Origin of the sequence: Hyphococcus sp. (assembly GCF_041986965.1) — a bacterium.
Lineage (GTDB): Bacteria > Pseudomonadota > Alphaproteobacteria > Caulobacterales > Parvularculaceae > Hyphococcus.
The window spans coordinates 117659-141563 of the sequence record NZ_JBHIXB010000001.1 but is presented as its reverse complement, the minus strand read 5'-3'; the positions used below and the strand labels follow the sequence as shown (position 1 = coordinate 141563).

Below are 23905 nucleotides of genomic sequence, written 5' to 3'. Positions count from 1 at the left end.
AGAGCATTCCGCATATGAAAGTTACGATTGAACGGTCGGCCCTGTCCAAGGCGCTGGGGCATGTGCAAAGCGTTGTGGAGCGGCGGAACACGATCCCGATTTTGTCCAATGTGCTGTTGCAGGCGCAGGGCGGCGCGCTCACGCTCACCGCAACCGATCTCGATATCGAAATCTCCGAAGAGGCGCCGGCGGATGTCGCCGGCAAGGGCGCGACCACGGTGTCGGCGCTGACGTTGTTTGAGATCGTCAAGCGCCTGCCTGACGGCGCGCAGGTGCGGCTTGAGCTTTCCGGCGATGAGGGCCGCCTTCAGGTTTCGTCGGGGCGTTCCCAGTTTGCGCTCGCTATTTTGCCCGAAGATGATTTTCCGAGCCTTTCAACTGACGATCTGGAAACACGGTTCTCCATGCCGACCGCCGATCTGCGCCGCCTTCTCGGCAAGGCGCGGTTCGCCATGTCGCAGGAAGAAACGCGCTATTATCTCAACGGCGTCTATTTGCACGCCCATGACGGCGACGCGCCGGCGCTGCGCGCCGCGGCGACCGACGGCCACCGTCTTGCGCGCATCGATGCGCCGTTGCCGGACGGCGCTGCATCGATGCCCGGCGTTATCGTGCCGCGCAAGGCGATCGCCGAGCTCGGGCGGCTTCTTGAAGATGCTGAGGAAAATGTCGAGATCGCGGTGTCGCCGGCGAAAATTCGTTTCGGGTTCGGCGCCGGGTATCTGACGTCAAAGCTGATCGACGGATCGTTCCCCGATTACGAACGCGTCATTCCAAAAGGCAACGCCAATGTCCTACGCGTAGAGACCAAGGATTTCTCGCAGGCTGTCGACCGTGTTTCGACGGTCTCGGCGGACCGCACGCGCTCGGTGAAGCTGGCCCTTGAGGCGGACCGGCTGCGGCTTACCGTCAACAATCCGGAGGCGGGCTCCGCGCTTGAGGAGCTTTCCGTCGACTATGGCGGCGATCCGTTGGAGATCGGTTTCAATGCGCGTTATCTCCTTGATGTTGCGCAACAGGTCGATGGTGAAACGGCGACATTCAAGCTCGCCGATCCGTCCTCGCCCACCGTTATCCTCGATGAAGAGGACGAGAACGCGCTTTACGTCCTGATGCCGCTAAGGGTCTGATCTTGAGCGAAGCGGTCGCCAGAAAATGGGATAGCGAAACGCAGCAGGATGCGGCGGCGGCGAAACGCGCGCGCATCACGCGACTGACCGTGACCAATTTCCGTTCTTACGCCCGCGCCGACATTTCTTTTGACGGGCGGCCGGCCGCGATCTCCGGCGCCAATGGCGCGGGCAAGACCAACATTCTCGAAGCGATTTCGCTGATCGGTCCGGGCCGCGGCGTGCGCGGCGCGCGCCTTGACGAATTGCCGCGCCTAGACGGTGACGGCGGCTGGGCGGTTTCCGCGCGCGTCGATGACGGCGAAGACGAACGGCGTTTCGGCGTCGGCGCCGCCGCATCCAATCCGGCGCGGCGGGTCTGCCGCATTGATGATCGCGACGCCTCGGGTCCCGGCGCCTTTGCCGACCATCTGCGGTTTATGTGGCTGACGCCGGCGCAGGATCGTCTGTTCATGGAAGGCGCAGGCGACCGGCGCAAATTTCTCGATCGCATGACGCTCGCCCATGATCCGGCGCATGGCCGCCGTTCGAGCGCCTATGAGCAGGCCATGCGCCAGCGTCAAAGACTGCTGGAGGATGGCGGCCGCGACGAGGAATGGCTGGCTGCCGTGGAAAGCCAGATGGCCGAAGCGGGCGCGGCCATCGCCGCCGCGCGCCGGGCTATGGTGTCCCGGCTTGAGGCGGCGGAAGTGACGTCCGATGACAGCGTATTCCCCGACGCCGATCTGGCGCTTGAGGGCGAACTTGAAACCGCGCTGCAATCGGCGCCGCGCGAAGATGTTGAGCGGGACTTCGCCGACAATCTGCGTGCCCGCCGGCGCCGCGACGCAGAAGCGGGACGGGCCCTGTCCGGTCCCCATCGCAGCGATCTTCTGGTCACCCATCGCGCCAAGGGCCGGGCCGCGCGGCTTTGCTCCACAGGCGAGCAAAAGGCGCTGCTGATCGGCCTCGTTCTCGCCAATGCGCGGGCCTTGAGCCTTTCAGATCCGAATGCGCCGCTTATATTATTACTGGACGAAATCGCCGCGCATCTCGACGAGGGAAGACGCGCAGCGCTTTTTTCCATTCTCGACGATCTCGGCTTCCAGGCGTTCATGACCGGGACAGACCGGTCCCTGTTTGAAGCCTGGGGCGCGCGCGCCCAGCATTTCGACGTGTCGGATGGCGCGGTTCATGAAACCCAATTGACGTAAAAAAGAAAGAAAAGACCATGGCGAACAACGCCGCGCCGAATGAAGAGTACGGCGCCCAATCCATCAAGGTGCTCAAAGGCCTCGACGCTGTGCGCAAGCGGCCGGGCATGTATATCGGCGACACCGATGACGGATCGGGCCTGCATCACATGGTCTATGAGGTGGTCGACAACGCCATTGACGAAGCGCTCGCCGGCTATTGCGACACGGTTGAGGTGATCCTCAATGAAAACGGTTCTGTCACCGTGACCGACAATGGCCGTGGCATTCCAACCGATATTCACGAGGAAGAAGGCGTTTCCGCCGCGCAGGTCATCATGACCCAGCTGCATGCCGGCGGGAAGTTCGATCAGAATTCCTACAAGGTCTCGGGCGGACTTCACGGCGTTGGCGTGTCGGTGGTGAACGCCTTGTCTGAATATCTCGACCTCAGAATTCGCCGCAACGGCAAAGAACATTTCATGCGCTTCAAGATGGGCGAGCCGGAAGGCGATCTTGAGATCGTCGGGGACGCCATCAAGACCGGCACGGAAGTGACGTTCATGCCGTCGGACACGATCTTCACCGGCATTGAATTCGATTTCGACACGCTCGAACATCGCCTGCGCGAACTGGCGTTCTTGAACTCCGGCGTTTCCATCAGGCTCATCGACAAGCGCCATGTGGAAACGCGCACCGAAGAGATGATGTATGAAGGCGGTCTCGAGGCCTTTGTGCGCTATCTTGACGACGCAAAGTCTCCTCTCGTCGACAAGCCGATCTCATTTTCCGTTGAAAAAGACGGGCTCGCCGTCGAAGTCGCCATGTGGTGGAATGACAGCTACCACGAAAAGGTGCTGTGTTTCACGAACAACATCCCGCAGCGCGACGGCGGCACGCACTTGGCCGGTTTCCGCGCGGCGCTGACGCGCATCATCAACAACTATTCGCAAAGCTCCGGCATCGCCAAAAAGGAAAAAGTGACCTTGACCGGCGACGATGCGCGCGAAGGCCTCACCTGTGTTCTGTCGGTGAAAGTCCCTGATCCGAAATTTTCTTCGCAGACGAAAGACAAGCTTGTTTCCTCGGAAGTGCGTCCCGTTGTGGAGAGCGCCGTCAACGAAAAACTCAGCGAATGGTTCGAGGAAAACCCGGCTGAGGCGAAGCGCGTTGTCCAGAAGATCGCCGAAGCGGCGGCCGCGCGCGAAGCTGCGCGCAAGGCGCGCGAACTGACGCGGCGCAAATCCGCGCTCGACGTCGCTTCGCTGCCGGGCAAGCTCGCCGATTGTCAGGAGCGCGATCCGGCCAAGTCCGAACTTTTCATCGTCGAGGGCGATTCCGCCGGCGGCTCCGCCAAACAGGCGCGCAACCGCGAGAACCAGGCGGTGCTGCCCTTGCGTGGCAAGATCTTGAATGTCGAGCGCGCGCGCTTTGACAAGATGCTGTCGAGCCAGGAAATCGGCACGCTCATCACGGCGCTTGGCACGGGCATCGGCCGCGACGATTTCAACCCGGACAAGCTGCGCTACCACAAGATCGTCATCATGACCGACGCCGACGTTGACGGCGCCCATATCCGGACGCTGCTGTTGACGTTCTTCTTCCGGCAGATGCCCGAGCTCATCCGCCGCGGGCATTTGTTCATCGCCCAGCCGCCGCTCTACAAGGTCGCGCGCGGCAAGTCGGAGCAATATCTCCTCGATGATAAATCGCTCAACGACCACCTTTTCGCGGAAGGCATCGTTGAGGCGTCGCTGATGCTTGAAGGCGGCGAGACCATCGCCGGGCCGGATCTCGCCGATCTGGTGGCGCGCGCGCGCAAGGTGCGCGACTCCATTGATGAATTTCCGCATCGGTTTAATCGCGACCTGATCGTGCAGGCGGCGCTCGCCCGGGCCTTGTCGGAAGCGCCCGACGGGCCGGAGGCGCAGACGCGGGCGGACAAGGTGGCGGCGCGGCTCGACATGGTCGCCGATGAGTTCGAGCGCGGCTGGAAAGGCGCGCCGGACGGCGAGGGCGGCTATGTGTTCGAGCGTGAATTGCGCGGCGTCAAAGAGACCCATGCGCTGCCTCGCGACCTGCTGCTTTCCGCTGACGCCAAGAAAGTGCAGGCCGGCATGGAAGGGCTTGCGGATGCGTTCGACAAGCCGGCGACTTGGGCGCGCAAGGATCAGCGGGTGCGCGTCACCGGGCCTAACAGTCTTCTCCGCGCGGTCCGCGCCGCAGGCGAGGCGGGAGTCAAGATGCAGCGCTACAAGGGTCTCGGCGAAATGAACCCGGATCAGCTCTGGGAGACAACGCTCGATGAAAATGCGCGCGTTCTCTTGCAGGTGAAGGTGAAGGAGGCCGATGACGCCGACGACATCTTCTCGCGCCTTATGGGCGATATCGTCGAGCCGCGCCGGGAGTTCATTCAGGAAAACGCCCTGTCAGCGGCGCTGGACGTTTAGCGCGTGGAGGCAGGCCTTCGCCGATACACGACCCTTTCGTCAGCGCTTCATATATTGCAAAACCGCTGCCTGACGCTGCTCAGTCCCGACAAGTGGGATGATCGCAACGACGCCTATTTTCTGAGCCAGTACCGGCGACGGTCTGGCGCCGGATCGGTGCTTGCGTTGTGTTTCGCCGAAGCGCCCGAAACCTATCACCACTGGCGCGTCTTTGCGCATGGCCCGGAAGGCGTCTGCATTCAGTTCAGGAAAGAAACCCTTGAGGAGTATCTCGCGGATTGCAACGGGCTCATTTTCAGAAATGTTCAGTACAAGAAGCTGAACACGCCGGGCCGCAAGCCTTTTGCGGTTTCGGAGCTTCCTTTCGTCAAGCGCTGGCCCTATCGCGATGAAAAAGAATACCGGATCATCCATGTCTGCGATGACGAGATCGAAGCGCAGCCCATCGAAATCGGGCTGGAGACAATCGAAAGAATTACCTTGAGCCCATGGATCCCGAAGCCGCTGTCAGAGACGATCAAGGCGTCCATGAAGAGCATACGCGGCTGTTCAAAGCTGCATGTCTACCGCTCTACGCTCGTTGACACAGAGTCGTGGAAACGGCGCGCAAATCCGAACCTCACAAAGGTGTTTTGACACCTTTGCCTAGTTATCGTTCGCAGCTTCCGGCGCGTCTTCAACGCCATAACGCGAAACCTCATAGCCCTTGGCTTTCAAAAGCGCGGGCACAGAAAATTCTCCGCCCACAAGATGCGCGGCGCCAACGGCGACCATCACCTTGCCGCTTTGTTCTTTCAGCTCCGCGTCGAGCATTTCCGCCCAGGCGGCGTTTCGGTCGACAATCAGGCGCTGATAAACTTCCGGCGCTTGTTCGCGCATATCTTCATTCATATTGACGTCGATCAGATCAGTGTCGCCTGTCGCCCAGGCGGTGAAGAGTTCGTCAAAGGCGTCCGCCTGCTTGTCCCAGTCGCGGATAGTGATGACGAGAAGGTCTTTCTCCACTTCCGGCGACAGGCCGGTGAAAAACGCCAGTTGCTCTTCAATGGTTTCGAAAAACCGCACATCCTTGCCGGCGGCCTTGGCGTCGGCGAGGAGCACATGGTCGACCCCGGCGCCGGGCTGAAACCCCTGATTGATGATGAACTGAACGCTCAACGTCAAAAACGCGTTCCACGGCCGCATGGTGTCGATGGCGGCGTATGGCAGTTTCAACTCGGCGGCGATCTCCTGGAGTTTTTGCGCATCCGCACGGTCGAGCATCGATGCGAGCGTGACATCCTTCGGATTGAAGCCCTGGGTCATGACCGTATTGAGCGTTTTCGCCTGGGCGTCAGCGGCGGTCGCATCCACTTCGAAATAGATGGTCTCGGCGTTGTCGAACGCTTCGGACAAATCGTCGTTCCGCCATTGCAGCGAGGGCGGCAGGATGTGAAACGTGCCCAGGAGGATGAATTCGGAATCCTCATCCGCGACGCGCCACATGGCAGGGGTTGCGGTTTCCGCGGCGGCGACGACTGGCTCCGCCGGCAAGGGCTGTGCTTGCGCGAGGGCGGGGGCCGCGCCGGAAAGCGCCGTGAAAATCGAGAGCCCAATGGCCGCTGTCTTGAAATGGTTCATATAACTCGCCTTTTCGGTTCCATGCGGGAGGCGCGATGGCGGGGCGCCGGTCCTATCTCGCATCTGGAGCATATGCCTTCAAGGGGGCGAAATCAGGGCGCCCCGCGCTTATGGCGGGCCGCTTGCTCAGGAGGGCCCAATCGCGTACACCCCGGGACCTCAAAAGCGGGTCCCTTAGCTCAGCTGGATAGAGCGCTGCCCTCCGAAGGCAGAGGCCAGAGGTTCGAATCCTCTAGGGACCGCCATTCTCCCGCATCATCTGATTACGGCCCTCTGCCGGTCGCCTTGTCCTGCTTTGTCCTGCCTTATCCTGATTGTGGATTGGTGTTTGCTGCTGGATGCGTGCGCCGACGAAAAAGGCGCGGGCCTCCGTAGACGGATTGAAATTGCCAGGCCCGCCATTCCCGCAAAAGAAAACCGCCGCGGACGGCGGTGTCCGCGGCGGTTTATTCATCTTGTGCGGTGTGTCTGGCTTAAATCGCTTTCAGATTCCCGGCGGAAGTTTTTCCGCGCTGATCGACCAGTTCGTAGGACACTTTTTGTCCTTCCTGCAAATCGGGCATGCCTGCTTCTTTTACCGCGGAAATATGCACGAATACGTCCTTGCCGCCGTCATCGGGGGCGATAAATCCGTATCCTTTCGTGGCGTTGAACCATTTAACAGCGCCTGTAGCCATTGTTCGATCTCCTATTCATGGCGTCGTCTTCCTCCGCATAACCGCAGAAGAAGGTCTTTGTAGGCAACCATGTCTTGGGATCTTAACTCGGCCAGTAAGCCCGGTAAGGGGCGGGGTCGTAAAGCTCGGGCAAAACAAAGTCGCAAGATGAAATTTAGAATACAGCTACGGCAAGTCGTCAAGGCTGCGCAGAGTGCGCTTCAGCGCAAAATTTGGATGTTATAGCAACGTGATAAAGCGCTAACCGCGCGCCTTTCTCAGTTTAGGACAAGCCGTCCACCCGCTTCATTTGTGATCTCATTGCCGTCGATGACGGGTGTGAGTTCCGTTCCGTTGCGCAGGAGGCGGCCATTCTGATTGCGGTTGAGAATCTTGTTGCCGGTGATGACAAGCGCATCCGCATCGCCGCCGCGTGTCTGATCGTAATTGATCAGGGTTGAATTATCGCCGTCGGCCGCATGAATAAAGCTGTTGCCGGTGATCGTCACTGCGCCGCCGCGCGAAGCGTCGATTGAATAACTCGTCTTGCCGTCTGCGTCGTCAAAGCTTGAGCCGGTGATTTTGGTGACGGCGGCGAGCGACTTCACATGATGGCCGATGCGTGTGCCGGTGAAGCGGCTTGCGGTGACCGTCAGCGTGTGACCGCTGGCCATGTAAATCCCGTGGGAATAGCCGTCGCCATAGCCGTTATTGATGAATGCCGAACCGGTAATCGTGACGACGCCTTCGTCCTGGCCGGTCGCAAGGATGCCGTCCTCATTGGAATCGAAGATGCAGTTTACGACGGTAAGGTTCATGCCGTCATGGCGGATACCGGCGCCGTTAAAGTCCGGCGCCCGGGCGCCTTCAAAGCGGATATTCTCTACACGGAGCGACGCGTCCCAGAGCGGATTCAAAATGCCTTTTTCTGTGGGCCGGGTTGTGTAGAAAATAACGTCGCCCTGGCCTTCAAAAGTCATGTCCCGCGGAATTTTCAGATCGGTCAGGTCGTAGCGGCCGGACGCGATAACGATCGTCTCGCCCTTGCGCGCTTTCCTCACCGCTTTTTCGAGCGCGTCGGCATTGTCGACGGTGATCTCCGCAACCGCCGGGGCGGAGAAAGCGAGGGCGGCGCAGGATGCGATAAAACCGAAAAATAGATGTTTCATGAGCCTAGTATAAGCGAAACTCATGCCGCGCCCTACAGCAAAAACGGCGGCGGAAAATTTACTGAACCCGCGTAACGTTCGCCGCCTCGCGCAGCGTGTCCGCCAGCCGTGTGGGCGGCTGGGCGCCGGCGAAGCCGGTGCGCTCGTTCACGATGAAGGTGGGCACGCCGGTGACGCCCGCCTGGCGGAACGCCTCGGCCTCGGATTTGATTTCGGCGATGCTCTTGGGGTTTTTGAGGTCCTGCCGGGCGTTCTCCGGATCGAGACCGGCCTTTTCGGCCAGCGCGGCCAGCGTTTCGTCATCGCCGATATCGGCGTCATCGTCCCAATAGGCGCTGTAGAGCGTCAGCGCGAGGCGCTCCTGTGCGCCGTCAAAATGGGCGAGACGGATGATCTGATGGGCTTTCAGCGTATTCGGCAGATGCGTCGGTTTCGATGGGTCGAAGGTGAAGCCCGCGCCCAGCGCGGCGGCTTTCAGCTGGTGTATCATCTCGGCGCGCTGCGCCTCGTCGGGAAATTTTTTGGCGTAATAGGCCTGGCGGTCGACGCCTTGCGCGGGCGTGTCCGGATTGAGCTGGTAGGCGCGAATGCGCGGCAGCAGGATGAACTCGTCCTTCAGCCGGTCTTTCGCCGCCATGAACGACCTCAGGCCCACATAGCACCAGGGACAGACCGGGTCGGCGACGATGTCGACGAGTAGGCGCGGACGGTCGCCGCCAGTCATCGCGCAAACCCTTTCAGGCGATCCATTGTGTCGGTGATCTCCGGATAGTCGCGGCGCTGTTCTTCGGCGAGGGCGTCTTCCAGCGCCGGGTTTTCCTCTGCGAGGCGATAAAGATCCTTATACGCCGCAACCGCGCCCGGACTCGCCTCGGCGATGGCGGCGGCGCGTGTGGCTGTTTCGGCGTCCAGCATTTCCTTGTCTTCAAACGCGGCGTTGGCGAGACCCCATTGCGCCGCCTCCGCGCCTGTGAAGGTGGCGGCGGTGTAGGAAAGCTCCCGCACCTTTCGAACGCCGACGGCCCGGGCGAGATTCTGGCTCATGCCCCAGCTCGGCCGAAGGCCCCATTTCGCATGCGTGTCGCCATATTTCGTGCTCTCGGTCGTCAGGATGAAATCGGCGTGGAGCGCCAGCTCCAGCGCGCCGGTGAAACAAAACCCATGCACCTTGGCGATGACGGGCGCCGCGCAATGGCGCAGGGCGTCGATCGCCTTGACGGAAATATTGTCGAAGACGTTGTCGACTTTGCCCTTTTCGAAAGTTGCGTCCTGCAGCATTTTCAGATCGACCCCGGCGGAAAAGGCGCGGCCCGCGCCGGACAGGACGATCACGCGCGCCTGCGCCTCGGCCTCTTTCACGGCGGCGATCAGCGCCTTCAGGAGGTCCGGCGTGAATGCATTCAGCGCGTCGGCGCGGTTGAGGGTGATTTCAGCGACGCCGTTTTCTACGCGGGATTTGACGAGTGGTTCTGACATCAGGCTATAGTCCTTCCATCAATTCTTATAAGCCGATGCGGTCTTTGTCGGCCAGCTTTGCGGGCGCCATTTGAACAGGAAAAAACACATGAAAAACTGGATTGGCGTTATTGCGCTGCAATTTGTCATCTCGCCTGCTTTTGCGCAGAGCGACGCCTTTTCGCCGGGCCCGGTGTTCGAGGATTATGGGGCGGTCGCCGATATTGATGCGACTTTCGATGTCCCCAAAGGCATGGCGTTCAAGGTGAGCTTCGATGTGCGCGAAGCCGGCGAAGCGGGCGCGCGCAACCGGCGGCTGGAGACGGCGGCGCGTTTCATCAACATGCATGCGCGCGCCGGCGTTCCCGAAAAGAAGATGAAGCTTGCGCTCGTTATTCACGGCAAAGCGGTGAATGACGTGACGAAAGCGGCGCATTACGAAGAAGCAGTCGGCGGCGAGAACGCTAATGCGCCGATGCTGGCGGCGCTTATGGAAAAGGGCGTGCGCGTCATTATATGCGGTCAAAGCGCCGCCTATTACCATGTCACCAATGAAGATTTGTTGCCCGGCGTCGAGATGGCGCCGTCCGCCATGACCGCCCATGCGGTTCTGCAACAAGAAGGCTACACGCTGAACCCGTTTTAAAACCCAACCACCCACGCCGCATCGGCGGGCGTCTTGCCTTCATAGACATCGGCCCAGGCGCGCTTGACGGCGTCGGGCCCGTCTTCACGCCGGATAATCAGCCAGTCACGGGATTTCAGCGCAGCCTCTTTCCAGAATCCGTGGGCCTGTTTCTCAAAGGCGCCGGGGCCCCATTCCTGGGTTCTTTTCTGGATGTGTCCCGGCGCGAAAAACATTTCGCTCCGCTCCCGGATGAAATCGGCGCCCATTGTGTTGGCGTCATAATGGGTGACGCCAACATTGGAGGTGTATTTCATGTTGTCGCCGAGATGTTTGTGCAGGCGGCCGAGCAAATAGCCATTGCCGGACATATCGATGATAACAGCAGGGATGGAGGCGTCGATTTTTTCCGCCTCGTCATAGGTCAGCACGTCTGCATAAAGCTTCAGCTTCTCCACGGACGCCTTGTTGCGCCTGGAGGTAAGCCCGACAAGGCGCGGCGCATTCGGATCAGCTGCGATCGCATAGGCGCAGCCAATAGCGGTTTTTGACGATGCGCTCGGGATGATCACCTGCTTTGCGCCGAACCAGTTTTTGTCCTTCATGAAATCGTAAAGGCAATAGGATGTGGCGTAGAGCGGGAAGAGCGCCATGCGGTCATCATCCATGCTCTTTTCATAGCCGGGCTCTGCCTTGACGCGGGCGTATGAATTATAAACCGGGGGCAAGTCCGCCCGATGGGACGCGCCGTCGAAAAGGCGTTTATCGGTCACCTTCGTTGGCGCCATGACAAGATGGCTCGCCATGGGAAAATAGCCGTATAGCCGCTCGCCCACGGGGATGGCGGGATGTTTTGACTCGATCACATCAGCAAAGCCCCAGACCGGGATGATCCCGTCGCCGTCTTCAGCGACCGGAAAGAATTTCCAATAGCCGATGCGTTCGCCGACGACGCCATAGGTGACGTTGTTCGCGGTGATCGCGAAGCGGTCGACCTTCGCCAGCACTTCGCCGTCTTTGAGCGCTGGGGCTTCGCGGGTTTCGACGCGTCCTTCGCCGAGATTGTCCTTGCGGACGATGAATTCGCTGATGCTTGTCATGGCGGCCTCTTTCCGTTTCGCTGACGCTAACATCCCGGCACGCAAAGGTTGAGCGTTAAGCGCAGAAAATCCCGGGCCGCGCGAAAACCGGGGCTTAAACCATTGTTCGGTGAATAGTTATCCACGGGGGTGCGCGTCAGGCCTATCCTGCAGCGTGCGGCCGCATGGTTGTGACGTCATCACATGTGATGACGGGCGCGACAGCGGCGCCGATCTCATCAGGAGCAGGAAATCGCGTGGAACAATTTTGCGAAACAGCGGCGGCGCAAGGCGGCAAGCTCAGCATTTTCGCCGTTTCCTCTCCGGGGAAAGAAGAGAGGGAGGAGGTTGTGCAATTGTTCCACGCTTGCGCGCATTTGCGCGCGGGCGCGCTCAACGGTCAGGCGAAATTGATGCCCGCCGGCGCAGCAAATTCCGCCCTGTCGAGGCGGACGCGCGCGCAATCGGCTTCGCCGCCGCGGCCGAGCGAGAATTGCTTGCGGATCTCGCCCGTCTTTGCGAAGCCGGTTTTTTCGAGCACGCGGCCCGACACCGGATTGTCAGTGTAGTGACCGGCGAGCAGGGTTTCAGCGCCAAGGCGTTCAAACGCGAAACAGGCGACGGCGCACGCCGCTTCGCCGGCGACGCCCTTGCCTCTAGCATGTTCGGCGACCCAGTAGCCGAGGTCGTAGACTTCGTTCGTCACCCGCATCACGCCGCAGCAGCCGATGATCTCATCGCCATTGCAGATGGCGAAGGCGTATTCGGTGCCGAGGGCGAAGGCGCGGCTGATGGCCAGACAAAAAGTCTCGGCGTCTTCCACCGTGTAAGGATGCGGGATGCGGGCGGTGTTGCGCGCGATCAGCGCGTCATTGCAAAGGCGCGCGAAAACGGGAGCGTCGTCGACCTCGATCGGACGCAGGAGAAAGCGGTTTGTCTGGATGAAAGTCATGGATCGAAAGCTCCAAAAGAAAAAAGGCGCCGGATTGGCGCCTTTTTTCGGAAACTTTCAATCAGCGGCGCCCAGAGCGCCATTGATGCGGCGCGGTTAGTTGTCGCCCGTAATAACGGACACAAAGTTCTTACCGCCGCGCTTTTGCGCGAACGACACTTTGCCGCCGGAAAGGGCGAAGAGCGTGTGATCCTTGCCGATGCCGACATTGTCGCCCGGATGATATTTGGTGCCGCGCTGGCGCACGATGATGTTGCCCGGGACGACGCCTTCGCCGCCGAATTTCTTCACGCCGAGACGGCGACCAGCCGAGTCGCGTCCGTTACGGGATGAACCGCCTGCTTTTTTATGTGCCATCTCTTAACTCCTATTCGCCTTTGGCGAGTTTCTTCGCCTGCTCAACCCAGCCTTCGCGCTCAATGCGGCCTTTGAAGGAGAGTTTTTCGTCGAACTCTTCAATGTCTTTCGGGCCCCAGGCGGCGATCTGTGCAAAGGACGTCACGCCTGCGTCAATCAGTTTTTGCTCCAACACCGGCCCGACGCCGGAAAGAAGCTTCAGATCATCAGCGTCCGCCGCCGCTTTTTTGGTTTCAGCTTTGGGAGCGTCTTTCTTGGGCTCTTCTTTTTTCGGAGCCGCTTTCTTCGCCGCCGGCTTCGGTTTGGCGCCGTCGGTGAGGATGTCCGTCACTTTCAGGACCGTCAGGTGCTGACGGTGGCCGGCCTTGCGGCGATAATTCTGGCGGCGGCGTTTTTTGAAGACGATGATCTTCTTGTCGCGCTTTTGCTCCAGAATTTCGGCGGCGACCGAAGCGCCGTCGACTTTCGGCGCGCCAACGGTGACGTCCGCGCCGTCACCCAGCATCAGGACGTCGTCCAGCGTGATGACGTCGCCAGCCTCGCCGGGCAGGCGCTCAACCTTCAAAATATCGTCTTTGGAAACGCGGTATTGCTTACCGCCAGTCTTCACGACTGCGTACATATCCGACTCCGTGAGGCGTCTATTTTGGCCTCAGTGTCCTTTTTCGCCCCGGTTTCTGTCGCCCGGTTGTTGATTGGAGCGCGGTCTCTAGCCGCTGGGCGTGAGCCCGTCAAGCCGGAAAAATGGCGGAGAATGGGAGGAGTGGCCGACCTTGGAGCGGCTGCAAGGCCGACTGGCCGCCGCGCGGTCAGCGCGCCCTGCCGGAGGCGATTGCCAAGCAATTCGCCGCGAGGCCGAAAATGGCGGAGAGAGAGGGATTCGAACCCTCGGTACGATTGCTCGCACAACGGTTTTCGAGACCGCCCCGTTCAACCACTCCGGCACCTCTCCAAGAGACTATTCTGGTCAAAAATAGCCTCCCCTTATCGGGGAGGGTGGTCTCTAGCGCTTGATTTCCGGAGGCGCAATATAGCGCGCGAGAAAAGGTGCAGACGAACTGCACAGAATAGGATGGCGGGTTGCGCGGCAGTGGTTCTTGCCAAAATGCGCAAATATTGCGCCTTTTGGGGCCGGGAGCTAGCCTTTGAAGGCTTCGTAGAAATGTTTGCGGCAGAGCGGCACATAGCGGTCATTGCCGCCGATCTCGATTTTCTCGCCGCTGGTGACCGCCTTGCCGGCCCCGTCGATGCGCAGATTCATGGTCGCCTTGCGCCCGCATTTGCAGATGGTCTTGAGCTCGCGGATTTCATCGGCGACGGCGAGAAGGCGGGCGCTGCCCTCGAAAAGCTCGCCCATGAAGTCGGTGCGCAAGCCATAACAGATGACGGGGATGTCGAGTTCGTCAACGGCCTGGGCCAGTTGCATCACCTGTTCGCCCGTCAGGAATTGCGCCTCATCCAGAAAGACGCAGGCTGCGGTCATCTCCGCGCTTTCACGTTTGATGATATCGAACAGATTGGTTGCGTCGTCGAAGACATGGGCCTCCTTGCTAAGTCCGATGCGCGACGCGATCACGCCTCTTTCCACGCGGTCATCGACCTTCGCCGTGAACTCGATCGTATCCATGCCGCGTTCGCGATAATTGAAGCTCGCCTGAAGCAGCGTTGTCGATTTGCCGGCGTTCATGGCGGCGTAGTTGTAATAAAGCTTGGCCATGGTTTAGTAATCGTCTGCGAAGCGCCCTTCGCCTTCAAGGGTGATGGGCCCGGTCATGATGATGCGGTTGTCTTCCTCACGCCATTCGATAGCGAGGTCGCCGCCGTCAAGGGTGACGGTGGCCTTGCGCGCGGTCAGGCGGCGGCGATGGGCGGCGACAACCGCAGCGCAGGCGGCGGTGCCGCAAGCCTCGGTGATCCCGACGCCGCGCTCCCAGACGCGCAGGCGGATCGCGTGTTTGCTCAAAACTTGCGCAACGGAAACATTCGCCTGCTCGGGAAACAGCGGATGGTGTTCGATCATGGGGCCGAATTTATCAAGGGCTTGAGCCTCGGCGTCCTCGACAAAAAAGATGCAATGAGGATTGCCGACATTGACCGCCGACGGCCCCCAAAGCACCGGCTTGTCGATAGGGCCGAGCTTGATGTCGACAAAACGGGTGTCGTCCATCTGCTCCGACAACGGAATATCGCGCCAGCCGAATTTCGGCTCGCCCATGTCAACGGCGATACGCTTGTCGCCAATGCGCTCTGCGTGAAGCGGTTCGGAAAGCGTTGCAAAGTCGATCTCGCTGGCGCCGGTTTCCTCCATCAACAGCCACGCCACACAGCGGGCCGCGTTGCCGCAGGCGCCGACTTCGGAACCGTCAGCGTTGTAAACGCCCATAAAGACGCCGCCATGGCCTTTGCGGTGTTCAAGCGTGATGAACTGATCGCAGCCCGGCCCGGTTTTCGGATCCGACGCTTTGCGGATCGCCGCCTCGTCCAGCGTTACGGGATCGTCGCGCAGGTCAAGAATGATGAACCTGTTGCCGAGCCCGTTCATTTTCAGATAGGGTCGGCCCGCGAGAACCGTTGGCGTCTGGGATGTGATGGCGGCGTCGGTCATAAGGCGGTTGTTCGTCAAAAAATTCGGCGAGGGCGACTTCGCGTCTCTTCCGGGCGGCGTCACTGATGACGTGGTCGGTTTTCTCCCAGTAATGCGGCCGGCGGAAAGCCTGCCACAACGCTTTATAGGCGGCGAGAGAGCTTAGCAACCAGTAGGCGGGCGCCGTTAGTCCATAAGGGACGAGGTTACGCCAGCCGCGTTTCAGCGGCCCGATCATCATGGTCAGGACAAAAAGGAGATTGCCTGCGAAAAGCGCGAACAGATTGAGCCAGACCAATGGAGCGGGAAGCATTCCTTCAAGCGACGCAGGCCGCCATACCGCCCAGAGGACGAAAGCGCTCCACATGACCGGGTTGATGAGGGCGCTGAAGACATTGCCGGCGACGAAAAGCTGGACGCCCAGAAAGCCCCGCCAGCCTGTCGTCGCGATGATCTGCTGCGGCCGGCGCATATGGACCAGCCATGTTTGCAGATACCCCTTTAACCAGCGCGAGCGTTGACGCATCCAGTTGCCAAGCTCGCAATTGGCTTCTTCAAACGTTGTCGAACCGATGACCTCGACCCGATAGCCGAGCCGGGCGAGGCGCAGACCAAGATCGGCGTCTTCGGTCACATTGTAGGGATCCCAGCCGCCTATGGTGACCAGCGTCTCGGTTCTGAAAAAATTCGACGTGCCGCCGAGGGGGATCGGCGCCCTCATTTTTTGCAGCGCCGGCAAGAGCCAGTCGAACCATAGAGAATATTCAAGCGTGAAGAGGCGGGTAAGCCAGTTATCGTCGCGATTATAGTAGTTAAGCCGCGCCTGGACGCAGGCGAGGTTTTTGTCGCCGTCATGAAAGGCGGCGGCGGCTTTTTTGAGCTGGTTCGGTTCGGGCTGGTCTTCCGCGTCATAGATGACGATGAGATCGCCGCGCGCCAGTTGGAGACCGATATTGCAGGCCTTTGGTTTTGTGCGCGGCTCGCAATGCGGCGCAACGATCATGTGATATCGGTGGGAGAGGCCAAGCCTGACCGCTTCTTCAATGGTGACGTGGTCATCTTCTTCCAGAAGGAGCTTCACATCTTTCTTGCTGTCAGGATAGTCGAGCGCATCGACATGCTGCGCCAGCATGGGTAGCGCCGCCTCATCGCGATAAAGCGGCAATAAGATCGTAATGGCCGGTAGATCTTCGTCATGGAGTTTGTGTTTTGGCGCTGCATCGATTCTTTCCTCCCAACCTACGATGAGAAGCCAGAAACGGAAGACGATCGCTGCCGTAAAATAGAGCGCTGTTACGGCGTTAAACGCCACAAAGGCGCTGAGCGGCCAGCATAATGAAACAGCTGCTGCGAGGCTTAACGTTATGAAAGCGATAACAGCCTGACGGCGCGTCAGTAATCGCTTTGCTGATTCTTCAGGCCGCCTCGATGCGAGGTTGTTGACGGCATGGTTCAGCATGGCGGGCGATGGAACAAACTTCGCCGGAAAGGAAGCGCCTGGCGCTGCGAGTGGGACGACATTTTCTGACGATTGCAGTGGATGGCGTGCGCGAATCGCGTCGGCGCTTTCAGCCTTTGGCTGTTGATCTGGGCGGGGCGCCGTCAAAATGCGCTCCACAGGCTGAAAAAATATGTCCGCCCGCGCGCAAGATTTCTGTCCGCAACCTCTTCGGTGACGCCGGCTTGTATGGCCCACCGACGATTAAACCGGTAAATGACCGAAGGCTTGATTTTGACAATGTCGTAGTCAGCTCCGGCGGCGTCTTCGTTTCTCATGGAAACTGCCGCAAAAGTCTCCAGAAGCAGCACCCAGTGTTTGCTAGGCTCTATGCCTATGGTTCCCTGGGTTCTGACAATGTCGGCATTATCGCCGAGGCGTTTTCGAAAACCGGCTTCGGCGGCGACGAATATTTTGACGGGTTCATACATCACATTGCGCCCGTAAAGCGCGGCGAGTTCCACATCAGCGCCGCTGCCTCCGCTATTGTTGCGGGCGCCTGACTGAAACGCCGCCGGTTTGCCTGCAGAGAGTTTCACGGATGCGGCATGTGTCATCGTGCGCAGAAACTGATATTGCCCGTAGGCCTCAATTTCAGAAAAGCCGCTGTCGTTGAAGTTCCCGGCGCTATTGGTCAGCGAGGAGTTTGCGTAAATCGCCTTGCCGCCGATGGTGATGTCGTCAGTGAGGCCGAATTCAAAATATGTGTCGCTTTCGATGCTCTCAAAGAGGCCGCCATTCGGGTCCTGCGAAGAAAGGTCTGAGCGGAAATAGTTCACACCGCTAATAACGAGAATTTCGCCGTCAAGACGCGCCCATGGCGACGCGTGAGCGTTAGCGCCGGCCATGGCCGTCAGCAAAAGCGCAATCGCGCCGCCCGGAAATCTGATTGCGGCCCCGCTCCGCACTTCCCCCGCCCTTCTGGCTTCCTAGTCTAGAACTATTCCAGAAACAGATAGGCGACGCTAGTCACGCGCAAATAAAAAGGCCCGGCGGGGAAAGCCTGCCGGGCCTTATATTCCTGATTTTGTTTGCTTTACGCCGCCAGATTGCGAATGACGTAATGCAGGATGCCGCCATGGCGGAAATAGTCGAGTTCATCGGCCGTATCGATCCGTACGAGAACATCTACATCCTTGGTTTCGCCATTGGCGAATTTTACAGAAATGGTGACATTCGTTCTCGGCTCGATTTTGTCGACATTGTGGATGGTGACTTCTTCATCGCCCGTAAGGCCAAGCGATTCCCACGAGTCACCTTCCTTAAATTGCAGCGGCAAGACGCCCATGCCGATGAGGTTAGAGCGGTGGATGCGTTCAAAGCTCTGGGCGATGACAGCGCGCACGCCGAGGAGGATTGTGCCTTTCGCCGCCCAGTCGCGCGAGGAGCCGGTGCCGTATTCCTTGCCGGCGAAAACGACGCTCGGCGTATTTGCGGCTTTGTACTTCATGGCGGCGTCATAGATCGGCATTTCTGCGCCATCCGGCATGTGTTTGGTCACGCCGCCTTCGGTGCCGGGAACCATTTGGTTTTTGATGCGGATATTGGCGAAGGTGCCGCGCATCATCACTTCGTGGTTGCCTCGGCGCGAACCATAGGAGTTGAACTCCGAGACCGGAACCTGATGAGATTTCAGATATTCACCGGCGGGACCGTCCGCCTTGATGGAGCCGGCGGGCGAGATGTGGTCGGTTGTGATCGAGTCGCCGAACAGCGCCAACACGCGGGCGTTGTTGATCGGCTCAACCGGTTTCGGTTCTTTGGTCATGCCTTCGAAATAGGGCGGGTTCGCGACATAGGTTGAAGCCGGCCAGCGATATGTCTGGCCGTCGCCAGCGTCGATCGCCTGCCATTGCGCGTCGCCTTTGAAGACATCGGCGTAACGCGTGGCGAACATTTTCGCCGTGACATGCTCGCGCACGACTTCGGCGATTTCCTTATTCGAGGGCCAAATGTCTTTCAGGAAAACGTCTTTGCCGTCCTTGTCCTGACCGAGGGGATCGGTGGTCAGATTTACATTCATGGAGCCCGCAATGGCATAAGCGACGACGAGCGGCGGCGAAGCGAGGAAGTTTGCGCGCACATCCTGTGAGATGCGCCCCTCGAAATTCCGGTTGCCGGAAAGAACCGACGCGACCGCAAGATCGTTTTCATTGATTGCTTTGGAAATCGGTTCAGGAAGCGGGCCTGAATTGCCGATGCAGGTGGTGCAGCCATAACCGACAAGGTTGAAGCCGAGCGCATCGAGATCATCGGTGAGGTTCGCGGCGTCAAGATAGTCAGTTACGACCTGACTGCCTGGCGCCAGAGATGTTTTTACCCACGGTTTCACGGTCAGGCCTTTGGCGTGCGCATTGCGCGCGACAAGACCTGCAGCGATAAGCACAGAAGGGTTCGAGGTGTTTGTGCATGACGTGATGGCGGCGACGGCGACATCGCCATGGCCGAGGTCGAATTTTTCGCCGGCGACGGGGACGCGCTTATTCGCTTCGTCAGCCTTGCCATATTCTTTGTCGAGAGCGGCGGCGAATCCTTGCGGCGCCTTGGTCAGTTCGATGCGGTCCTGCGGGCGTTTGGGGCCGGCAAGCGAGGGAACAACCGAGGCGAGGTCTAGCTCCAGCGTATCGGTGAAGACCGGATCGGGCGTGTCTTTCGTGCGCCACATGCCTTGCTCTTTCGCATAGGCTTCGACCAGCGCCACGCGGTCGTCAGAGCGGCCAGTGGCTTTGAGGTAGCGTAAGGTTTCCTCATCCACCGGGAAGAAGCCGCAGGTTGCGCCATATTCGGGCGCCATATTGGCGATCGTCGCCTGGTCTTCGAGGGCGAGATGATCGAGGCCCGGGCCAAAGAATTCCACAAATTTGCCGACGACGCCTTTCTTGCGCAACATTTCAACGATGACGAGAACAAGGTCGGTCGCCGTTGCGCCTTCGGGCAGTTTGCCGGTGAGTTTGAAGCCGATCACTTCGGGAATGAGCATCGACACCGGCTGGCCGAGCATGGCGGCTTCCGCCTCAATGCCGCCGACGCCCCAGCCGAGAACGGAAAGACCATTGACCATCGTGGTGTGGCTGTCTGTGCCGACGAGCGTGTCGGGATAGGCGTAGGTTTCGCCTTTATAGTCCGCGGTCCACACGGTCTGCGCCAGATATTCAAGGTTCACCTGATGGCAGATGCCTGTGCCCGGCGGGACGACGCGGAAATTATTGAAAGCGCCCTGGCCCCATTTCAGGAACTGATAGCGCTCGGCGTTGCGCTCATATTCGCGATCGACGTTTTTCTTGAAGGCGTCCGGGCCGCCGAAATAATCGACCATGACGGAGTGGTCGATGACGAGATCGACCGGCGCCAGCGGATTGATCTTTTCAGGATCCTCACCGAGCGTTTTCATGGCGTCGCGCATGGCGGCGAGGTCGACCACGGCGGGAACGCCTGTGAAATCCTGCATCAGCACGCGCGCCGGGCGGTAAGCGATCTCCCGCGTCGACTTGCCGGTCTTCAGCCAGTCGGCGAAGGCCTTGACGTCGTCCACAGTGACGGAGCGGTCGTCCTCAAACCGGAGGAGGTTTTCCAGAAGGACTTTCAGCGAGAAAGGCAGGCGGGAAATATCGCCGATCTGTTTGGACGCTTCAGCAAGGCTGTAATAGGCATAGGTCGCGCCGCCGGCGGAAAGCGTTTTCTTTGTCTTCAAGGAATCGCGTCCGGGTATCATCAAGTCTCTCCAGTAGGGTAAAAAGCCGTGAAATTCCGCGCCGTTATGGCGCAAGGCCCTGAGGCTTGCAATGGCGCCCAAAAATCTCCGCCCGGTCACGGTCGCGACATATTTCGAACTATGTTATCAGCATCGAAAAGGTGGGTTTTCCCGCCCCATATCTGTCCGTCTGAAGGGAGCCTTGCGTCCATGCCTCGTTCGTCCTTAGCCCTTGTTCTCGCCTCGCTTTCCGGCCTTGCTGTCACATTTTCCACAGGCGCCGCCGTCGCCCAGCAGCCGGAGGCCAAGGCGACTTATCGGGATTGGAGCGTTTTCGTGCGCGAGACTGACGGCGATAAAATCTGCTTTGCGGCGACCGAAGCTGCGGACAAATCGCCAAAATCGGTCAATCATGGCGACGTCTTTTTCCTGATCGCCACCTGGAAATCGGGCGCTGCGAAAGAGCAGCCAAGCCTTATGACGGGCTATACGCTCAACGCCAAGCCGGAGCCGACGCTCAGGATCGGTTCAGACAAGTGGGAAATGTATTCCTCGGAAAATGAGGCGTTTATCGAAGCGTCGAGCGAGGAGCAGCGTTTGATCAACGCCATGCGCCGTGGCGCCGATATGCGCATCGGCGCCGTTTCCCAGCGCGGCACCGCGACGAGCTATGTGATTTCCCTGCGCGGCGTGTCGGCTGCTCTGGATCGCGCCGCGGCAGAGTGCCGCTAGCGCAAAGCCGCAATCGGGAAATCCCGTGTTACGGCGTGTCCGATGACGTCGGCACGAATTTGGTTTTAAGCGTCACCAGTTCTTCGGCGATGGTCGGGTGCAGCGCCACCGTGTCGTCGAAGTCTTTTTTCTTGAGGCCGGCTTTTACGGCGATCGCGACGCACTGGATCATCTCCGCGGAGTATTCGCCGACAATGTGACAGCCTAAAACGCGGTCTGTGTCGCCATCGACAACGATTTTCATCAAGACGCGTTCGCCGGACTCCGTCAGGATGTGTTTCATAGACCGAAACTCGGTCTTGTAGATGTCCACATTTTTGAACTCGTGGCGCGCTTCATGTTCGGCGTAGCCGACAGAGCCTACGGGCGGCTGTGAGAAGACAGCTTTCGGAATGAAGCGGTAATCGGTTTCTGTCGGATTATTATTGTAGAACGTTTCGGCGAAGGCGGCGCCTTCACGGATGGCGACGGGCGTTAAGTTGACGCGATCTGTCACGTCGCCAACAGCGAAAATGCTCGGGACGGAAGATTGCGACTGGTCGTTGACCTTGATGGCGCCGTTCTTGTCGAGTTCGACGCCGGCGTTTTCAAGTCCCAGCCCTTTTGTCACCGGTTTGCGGCCAACGGCCCAGAAGACACAATCCGTATCAATATGAACGCCGGTGGAAAGGTGAACGCGCTTTTGATCGCCATCCAGTTTTTCGATTTTGTCGAAAACAGCCTGGGTGATGACGCGAATGCCCTGGCGCTGGAGCTCTTTGTGCACCTGTGTCGAGACATCGGCGTCGAAGTAACGGAGAATGTCTTCACCGCGATAAACGAGACAGACATCAGCGCCGAGGCCTTTAAAGATGCAGGCGAATTCAATAGCGATATAGCCGCCCCCGGCGACGACGACATGTTTAGGCAGGTCCTCAAGGTGAAACGCTTCGTTTGACGTGATGCCGAGTTCGTGGCCCGGCACGGTTTCGTCAACCCATGGCGCGCCGCCCACTGCGACGAGAATGCGTTCGGCGGTGACGTCGCGATTTTCCGCTTCGAGATGAACCGTGTGGGCGTCTTTGATGGTTGCGCGTGACTGGAAAATGTCCGCGCCGGCGTTTTTCAGATTGCGAATATAAATCCCGTTAAGACGATCGATCTCATTGTCCTTGTTCGCGATCAGTTTCGACCAGTCGAAAGAGACATTGTCTGCGCTCCAGCCATAGCCCTTGGCGTCTTGAAATCCATGACCATACTCGCTGGCGTAAACCAGGTATTTTTTCGGCACGCAGCCGCGAATGACACAGGTGCCGCCGACTCGATATTCTTCTGCGACTCCAACCTTCGCTCCATAGCTTGACGCCAGCCGTGAAGCGCGCACGCCGCCGGAGCCGGCGCCAATGGTGAAGAGGTTATAATCATAGTTGGTCATGGAGAGCCTTATGTTTCTTTTTCCGGCACGAAGCCAATGCGGGTTTCAAAACGTTTGTCATTGAACTCGAGCACTTCAAGCTGGAACGTGTTCAAGAATTCGCGATAGATCGCGTCAAAGACCGGCTCAAGTTTGTCACTGTAGTCGAGCGGGACGTGAATGATTGGCTGCTGCGCCACAAAGACGTCGAAACTGTCGCCGGTGACTTCAATGGAAAGCGCGGTTCTGAGCCAGAGCGCGCCCGAATCTTCCATATTCTTGATGGTTAGCGCGACGCCGAACTGGATCGGCTCCAATACGATCACTTCCTTGTGACGATAGCTGAACGCCTCTTCACCGTAATCCTTGCGCGGATCAAATGGACCCTCTGGCGGAACTGCGGTTACGCAGTCTGAGGAGCAGCCGAGAAAGCCGGGCAATCCTTCAACGATCGCCTCGCCAAATCCCTTGCAGCGCAGAAGGTTTTCGAACGCAGCGGCGCCGTAATCCTTGATCGCCTCCTGCAGCTTTTGAAAGCGCGTGGTCATGAAATCAGATCCTGATGCGAGGGCAACCTAACGCGGGGGCGGCGCGGGCGCAAAGACGAAACGGGAAGTCAAAAGATAGAGCCCAAGAGGCGCTTACGGGGTTGCGATGCTGATCCCGCCTTCATCGCCATAAATCACCATATCTGCCATGCCGCAAAAGAGCCCGCATTCGAGAACGCCGGGAATGGCGGCGAGGGCTTTTTCGAGCGCGGCCGGATCATCGATGCGGCCAAGCTTACAGTCGATGATGAGATTGCCGCCATCCGTTTTTACCGGGGCGCCGTCCAGCGAGCGCAGCTCCAATGGGGCGCCGTCAAATCCGTTATCGGAAAGTGTGCGGCGCATGGCGGCGACAGTGAGCGCCCAGCTAAAGGGGGAAATTTCAACAGGCAACGGAAAGGCGCCGAGCGCAGCGACACGCTTTGACTTGTCGGCGATGACGATGAATTTCCTCGCTGCGTGAGCGATGATTTTTTCGCGCAGGAGGGCGGCCCCGCCGCCCTTAATCAGATTGAGCGACGGATCGGCTTCGTCGGCGCCGTCAACGGCGAGGTCAATGGCGGTCGTTTCGTCCGGTTCGATGATGTCGACGCCAAGCCCTTCCGCTTGCGCGCGCGTCGCCTCCGAGGTGGGAACGCCGCGGAGGTCCCAGCCCTCGGAAACAAGCTTGCCGACAATGTCGACAAAATGCGCCGCGGTGGAGCCGGTGCCGAGGCCCAGCGTCATGCCGCGCTCAATATGTTTTGCGGCTTCTTCGGCGGCGCGTTTTTTGCCGGCGTCTTTATCCATCATCT

The 23905-nt window shown here is 59.3% G+C and carries 23 protein-coding genes and 2 tRNA genes; 7 read left to right on the top strand and 18 right to left on the bottom strand.

The window, feature by feature from the left end:
• Positions 1-14 precede the first annotated feature (14 nt).
• The 4 genes from dnaN (at position 15) to ACFC5L_RS00655 (ending at position 5388) form a co-directional block, all read left to right on the top strand.
• Positions 15-1130, top strand: a complete 1116-nt coding sequence (dnaN, locus tag ACFC5L_RS00670) for a DNA polymerase III subunit beta (protein ID WP_375202212.1) — start codon at positions 15-17, stop codon at positions 1128-1130.
• Between the two features lie 74 nt (positions 1131-1204).
• Positions 1205-2323: a DNA replication/repair protein RecF gene (gene recF, locus ACFC5L_RS00665; RefSeq protein ID WP_375202362.1), complete on the top strand. Its 1119-nt coding sequence runs from the start codon at positions 1205-1207 to the stop codon at positions 2321-2323.
• A gap of 17 nt (positions 2324-2340) precedes the next feature.
• Positions 2341-4752, top strand: coding sequence for a DNA topoisomerase (ATP-hydrolyzing) subunit B (gene gyrB / locus ACFC5L_RS00660; RefSeq protein WP_375202213.1), 2412 nt, complete (start codon positions 2341-2343; stop codon positions 4750-4752).
• 54 nt (positions 4753-4806) lie between these two features.
• Positions 4807-5388, top strand: coding sequence for a DUF2971 domain-containing protein (locus ACFC5L_RS00655; RefSeq protein ID WP_375202214.1), 582 nt, complete (start codon positions 4807-4809; stop codon positions 5386-5388).
• Positions 5389-5397: 9 nt separating this feature from the next.
• Here ACFC5L_RS00655 and ACFC5L_RS00650 read toward each other — a convergent pair whose 3' ends face one another.
• Positions 5398-6372 (bottom strand): TraB/GumN family protein, encoded by a 975-nt coding sequence (locus ACFC5L_RS00650; protein WP_375202215.1) that lies wholly within the window; start codon positions 6370-6372, stop codon positions 5398-5400.
• A gap of 168 nt (positions 6373-6540) precedes the next feature.
• Between ACFC5L_RS00650 and ACFC5L_RS00645 the strand changes: the two genes are divergently transcribed.
• Positions 6541-6617, top strand: a tRNA-Arg gene (locus tag ACFC5L_RS00645).
• Positions 6618-6845: 228 nt separating this feature from the next.
• On the opposite strand, the gene ACFC5L_RS00640 is transcribed toward ACFC5L_RS00645, so the two are convergent.
• The 4 genes from ACFC5L_RS00640 to ACFC5L_RS00625 form a co-directional block, all read right to left on the bottom strand.
• Positions 6846-7049, bottom strand: coding sequence for a cold-shock protein (locus ACFC5L_RS00640; RefSeq protein WP_375202216.1), 204 nt, complete (start codon positions 7047-7049; stop codon positions 6846-6848).
• A 257-nt stretch (positions 7050-7306) separates the two neighbouring features.
• Entirely contained in the window at positions 7307-8197 is an 891-nt protein-coding gene (locus tag ACFC5L_RS00635; RefSeq protein WP_375202217.1) for a NosD domain-containing protein, read from the bottom strand.
• Between the two features lie 58 nt (positions 8198-8255).
• Positions 8256-8921 carry a DsbA family oxidoreductase gene (locus ACFC5L_RS00630; protein ID WP_375202218.1) on the bottom strand — a complete coding sequence of 222 codons (666 nt, stop codon included), beginning with the start codon at positions 8919-8921 and terminating at the stop codon, positions 8256-8258.
• Positions 8918-9673: an enoyl-CoA hydratase/isomerase family protein gene (locus tag ACFC5L_RS00625; RefSeq protein ID WP_375202219.1), complete on the bottom strand. Its 756-nt coding sequence runs from the start codon at positions 9671-9673 to the stop codon at positions 8918-8920. Before ACFC5L_RS00625 ends, ACFC5L_RS00630 begins: the two co-directional genes overlap by 4 nt.
• 88 nt (positions 9674-9761) lie before the next feature.
• Here ACFC5L_RS00625 and ACFC5L_RS00620 point away from each other — a divergent pair, with 88 nt between their 5' ends.
• On the top strand, positions 9762-10298 hold the full coding sequence (locus ACFC5L_RS00620; RefSeq protein WP_375202220.1) for a DsrE family protein: 537 nt from the start codon (positions 9762-9764) through the stop codon (positions 10296-10298).
• Here the strand turns inward: ACFC5L_RS00620 and ACFC5L_RS00615 are convergent.
• From ACFC5L_RS00615 to acnA, 10 genes are all read right to left on the bottom strand, one after another.
• A complete protein-coding gene (locus ACFC5L_RS00615) occupies positions 10295-11377 on the bottom strand; it encodes a DUF2855 family protein (RefSeq protein WP_375202221.1) in 1083 nt (360 codons plus the stop codon). The genes ACFC5L_RS00620 and ACFC5L_RS00615 overlap by 4 nt on opposite strands.
• A 379-nt stretch (positions 11378-11756) precedes the next feature.
• A complete protein-coding gene (locus ACFC5L_RS00610; RefSeq protein ID WP_375202222.1) occupies positions 11757-12308 on the bottom strand; it encodes a GNAT family N-acetyltransferase in 552 nt (183 codons plus the stop codon).
• Between the two features lie 96 nt (positions 12309-12404).
• Positions 12405-12665: a 50S ribosomal protein L27 gene (gene rpmA / locus ACFC5L_RS00605; RefSeq protein WP_375202223.1), complete on the bottom strand. Its 261-nt coding sequence runs from the start codon at positions 12663-12665 to the stop codon at positions 12405-12407.
• 10 nt (positions 12666-12675) lie between these two features.
• Positions 12676-13287: a 50S ribosomal protein L21 gene (locus tag ACFC5L_RS00600; protein ID WP_375202224.1), complete on the bottom strand. Its 612-nt coding sequence runs from the start codon at positions 13285-13287 to the stop codon at positions 12676-12678.
• Positions 13288-13527: 240 nt separating this feature from the next.
• Positions 13528-13617, bottom strand: a tRNA-Ser gene (locus ACFC5L_RS00595).
• Positions 13618-13803: 186 nt separating this feature from the next.
• Complete coding sequence (locus ACFC5L_RS00590; protein WP_375202225.1) at positions 13804-14382, bottom strand: thymidine kinase; 579 nt, start codon at positions 14380-14382, stop codon at positions 13804-13806.
• Between the two features lie 3 nt (positions 14383-14385).
• Positions 14386-15270 carry a diaminopimelate epimerase gene (dapF, locus tag ACFC5L_RS00585; protein ID WP_375202226.1) on the bottom strand — a complete coding sequence of 295 codons (885 nt, stop codon included), beginning with the start codon at positions 15268-15270 and terminating at the stop codon, positions 14386-14388.
• Positions 15173-16855 carry a glycosyltransferase family 2 protein gene (locus ACFC5L_RS00580; protein ID WP_375202227.1) on the bottom strand — a complete coding sequence of 561 codons (1683 nt, stop codon included), beginning with the start codon at positions 16853-16855 and terminating at the stop codon, positions 15173-15175. Before ACFC5L_RS00580 ends, dapF begins: the two co-directional genes overlap by 98 nt.
• On the bottom strand, positions 16852-17655 hold the full coding sequence (locus tag ACFC5L_RS00575; RefSeq protein WP_375202228.1) for a hypothetical protein: 804 nt from the start codon (positions 17653-17655) through the stop codon (positions 16852-16854). The genes ACFC5L_RS00580 and ACFC5L_RS00575 overlap by 4 nt, the downstream gene beginning before the upstream one ends.
• Before the next feature lie 128 nt (positions 17656-17783).
• A complete protein-coding gene (gene acnA / locus ACFC5L_RS00570) occupies positions 17784-20459 on the bottom strand; it encodes an aconitate hydratase AcnA (protein WP_375202229.1) in 2676 nt (891 codons plus the stop codon).
• 189 nt (positions 20460-20648) lie between these two features.
• On the opposite strand from acnA, the gene ACFC5L_RS00565 reads away from it, so the two are divergent.
• Positions 20649-21170 carry an invasion associated locus B family protein gene (locus tag ACFC5L_RS00565; RefSeq protein ID WP_375202230.1) on the top strand — a complete coding sequence of 174 codons (522 nt, stop codon included), beginning with the start codon at positions 20649-20651 and terminating at the stop codon, positions 21168-21170.
• A gap of 28 nt (positions 21171-21198) precedes the next feature.
• Here ACFC5L_RS00565 and gor read toward each other — a convergent pair whose 3' ends face one another.
• The 3 genes from gor to rpiA form a co-directional block, all read right to left on the bottom strand.
• Entirely contained in the window at positions 21199-22584 is a 1386-nt protein-coding gene (gor, locus tag ACFC5L_RS00560) for a glutathione-disulfide reductase (RefSeq protein WP_375202231.1), read from the bottom strand.
• An 8-nt stretch (positions 22585-22592) separates the two neighbouring features.
• Entirely contained in the window at positions 22593-23111 is a 519-nt protein-coding gene (locus tag ACFC5L_RS00555) for a hypothetical protein (RefSeq protein ID WP_375202232.1), read from the bottom strand.
• A 93-nt stretch (positions 23112-23204) separates the two neighbouring features.
• Entirely contained in the window at positions 23205-23903 is a 699-nt protein-coding gene (gene rpiA / locus ACFC5L_RS00550; protein WP_375202233.1) for a ribose-5-phosphate isomerase RpiA, read from the bottom strand.
• Positions 23904-23905: the final 2 nt, after the last annotated feature.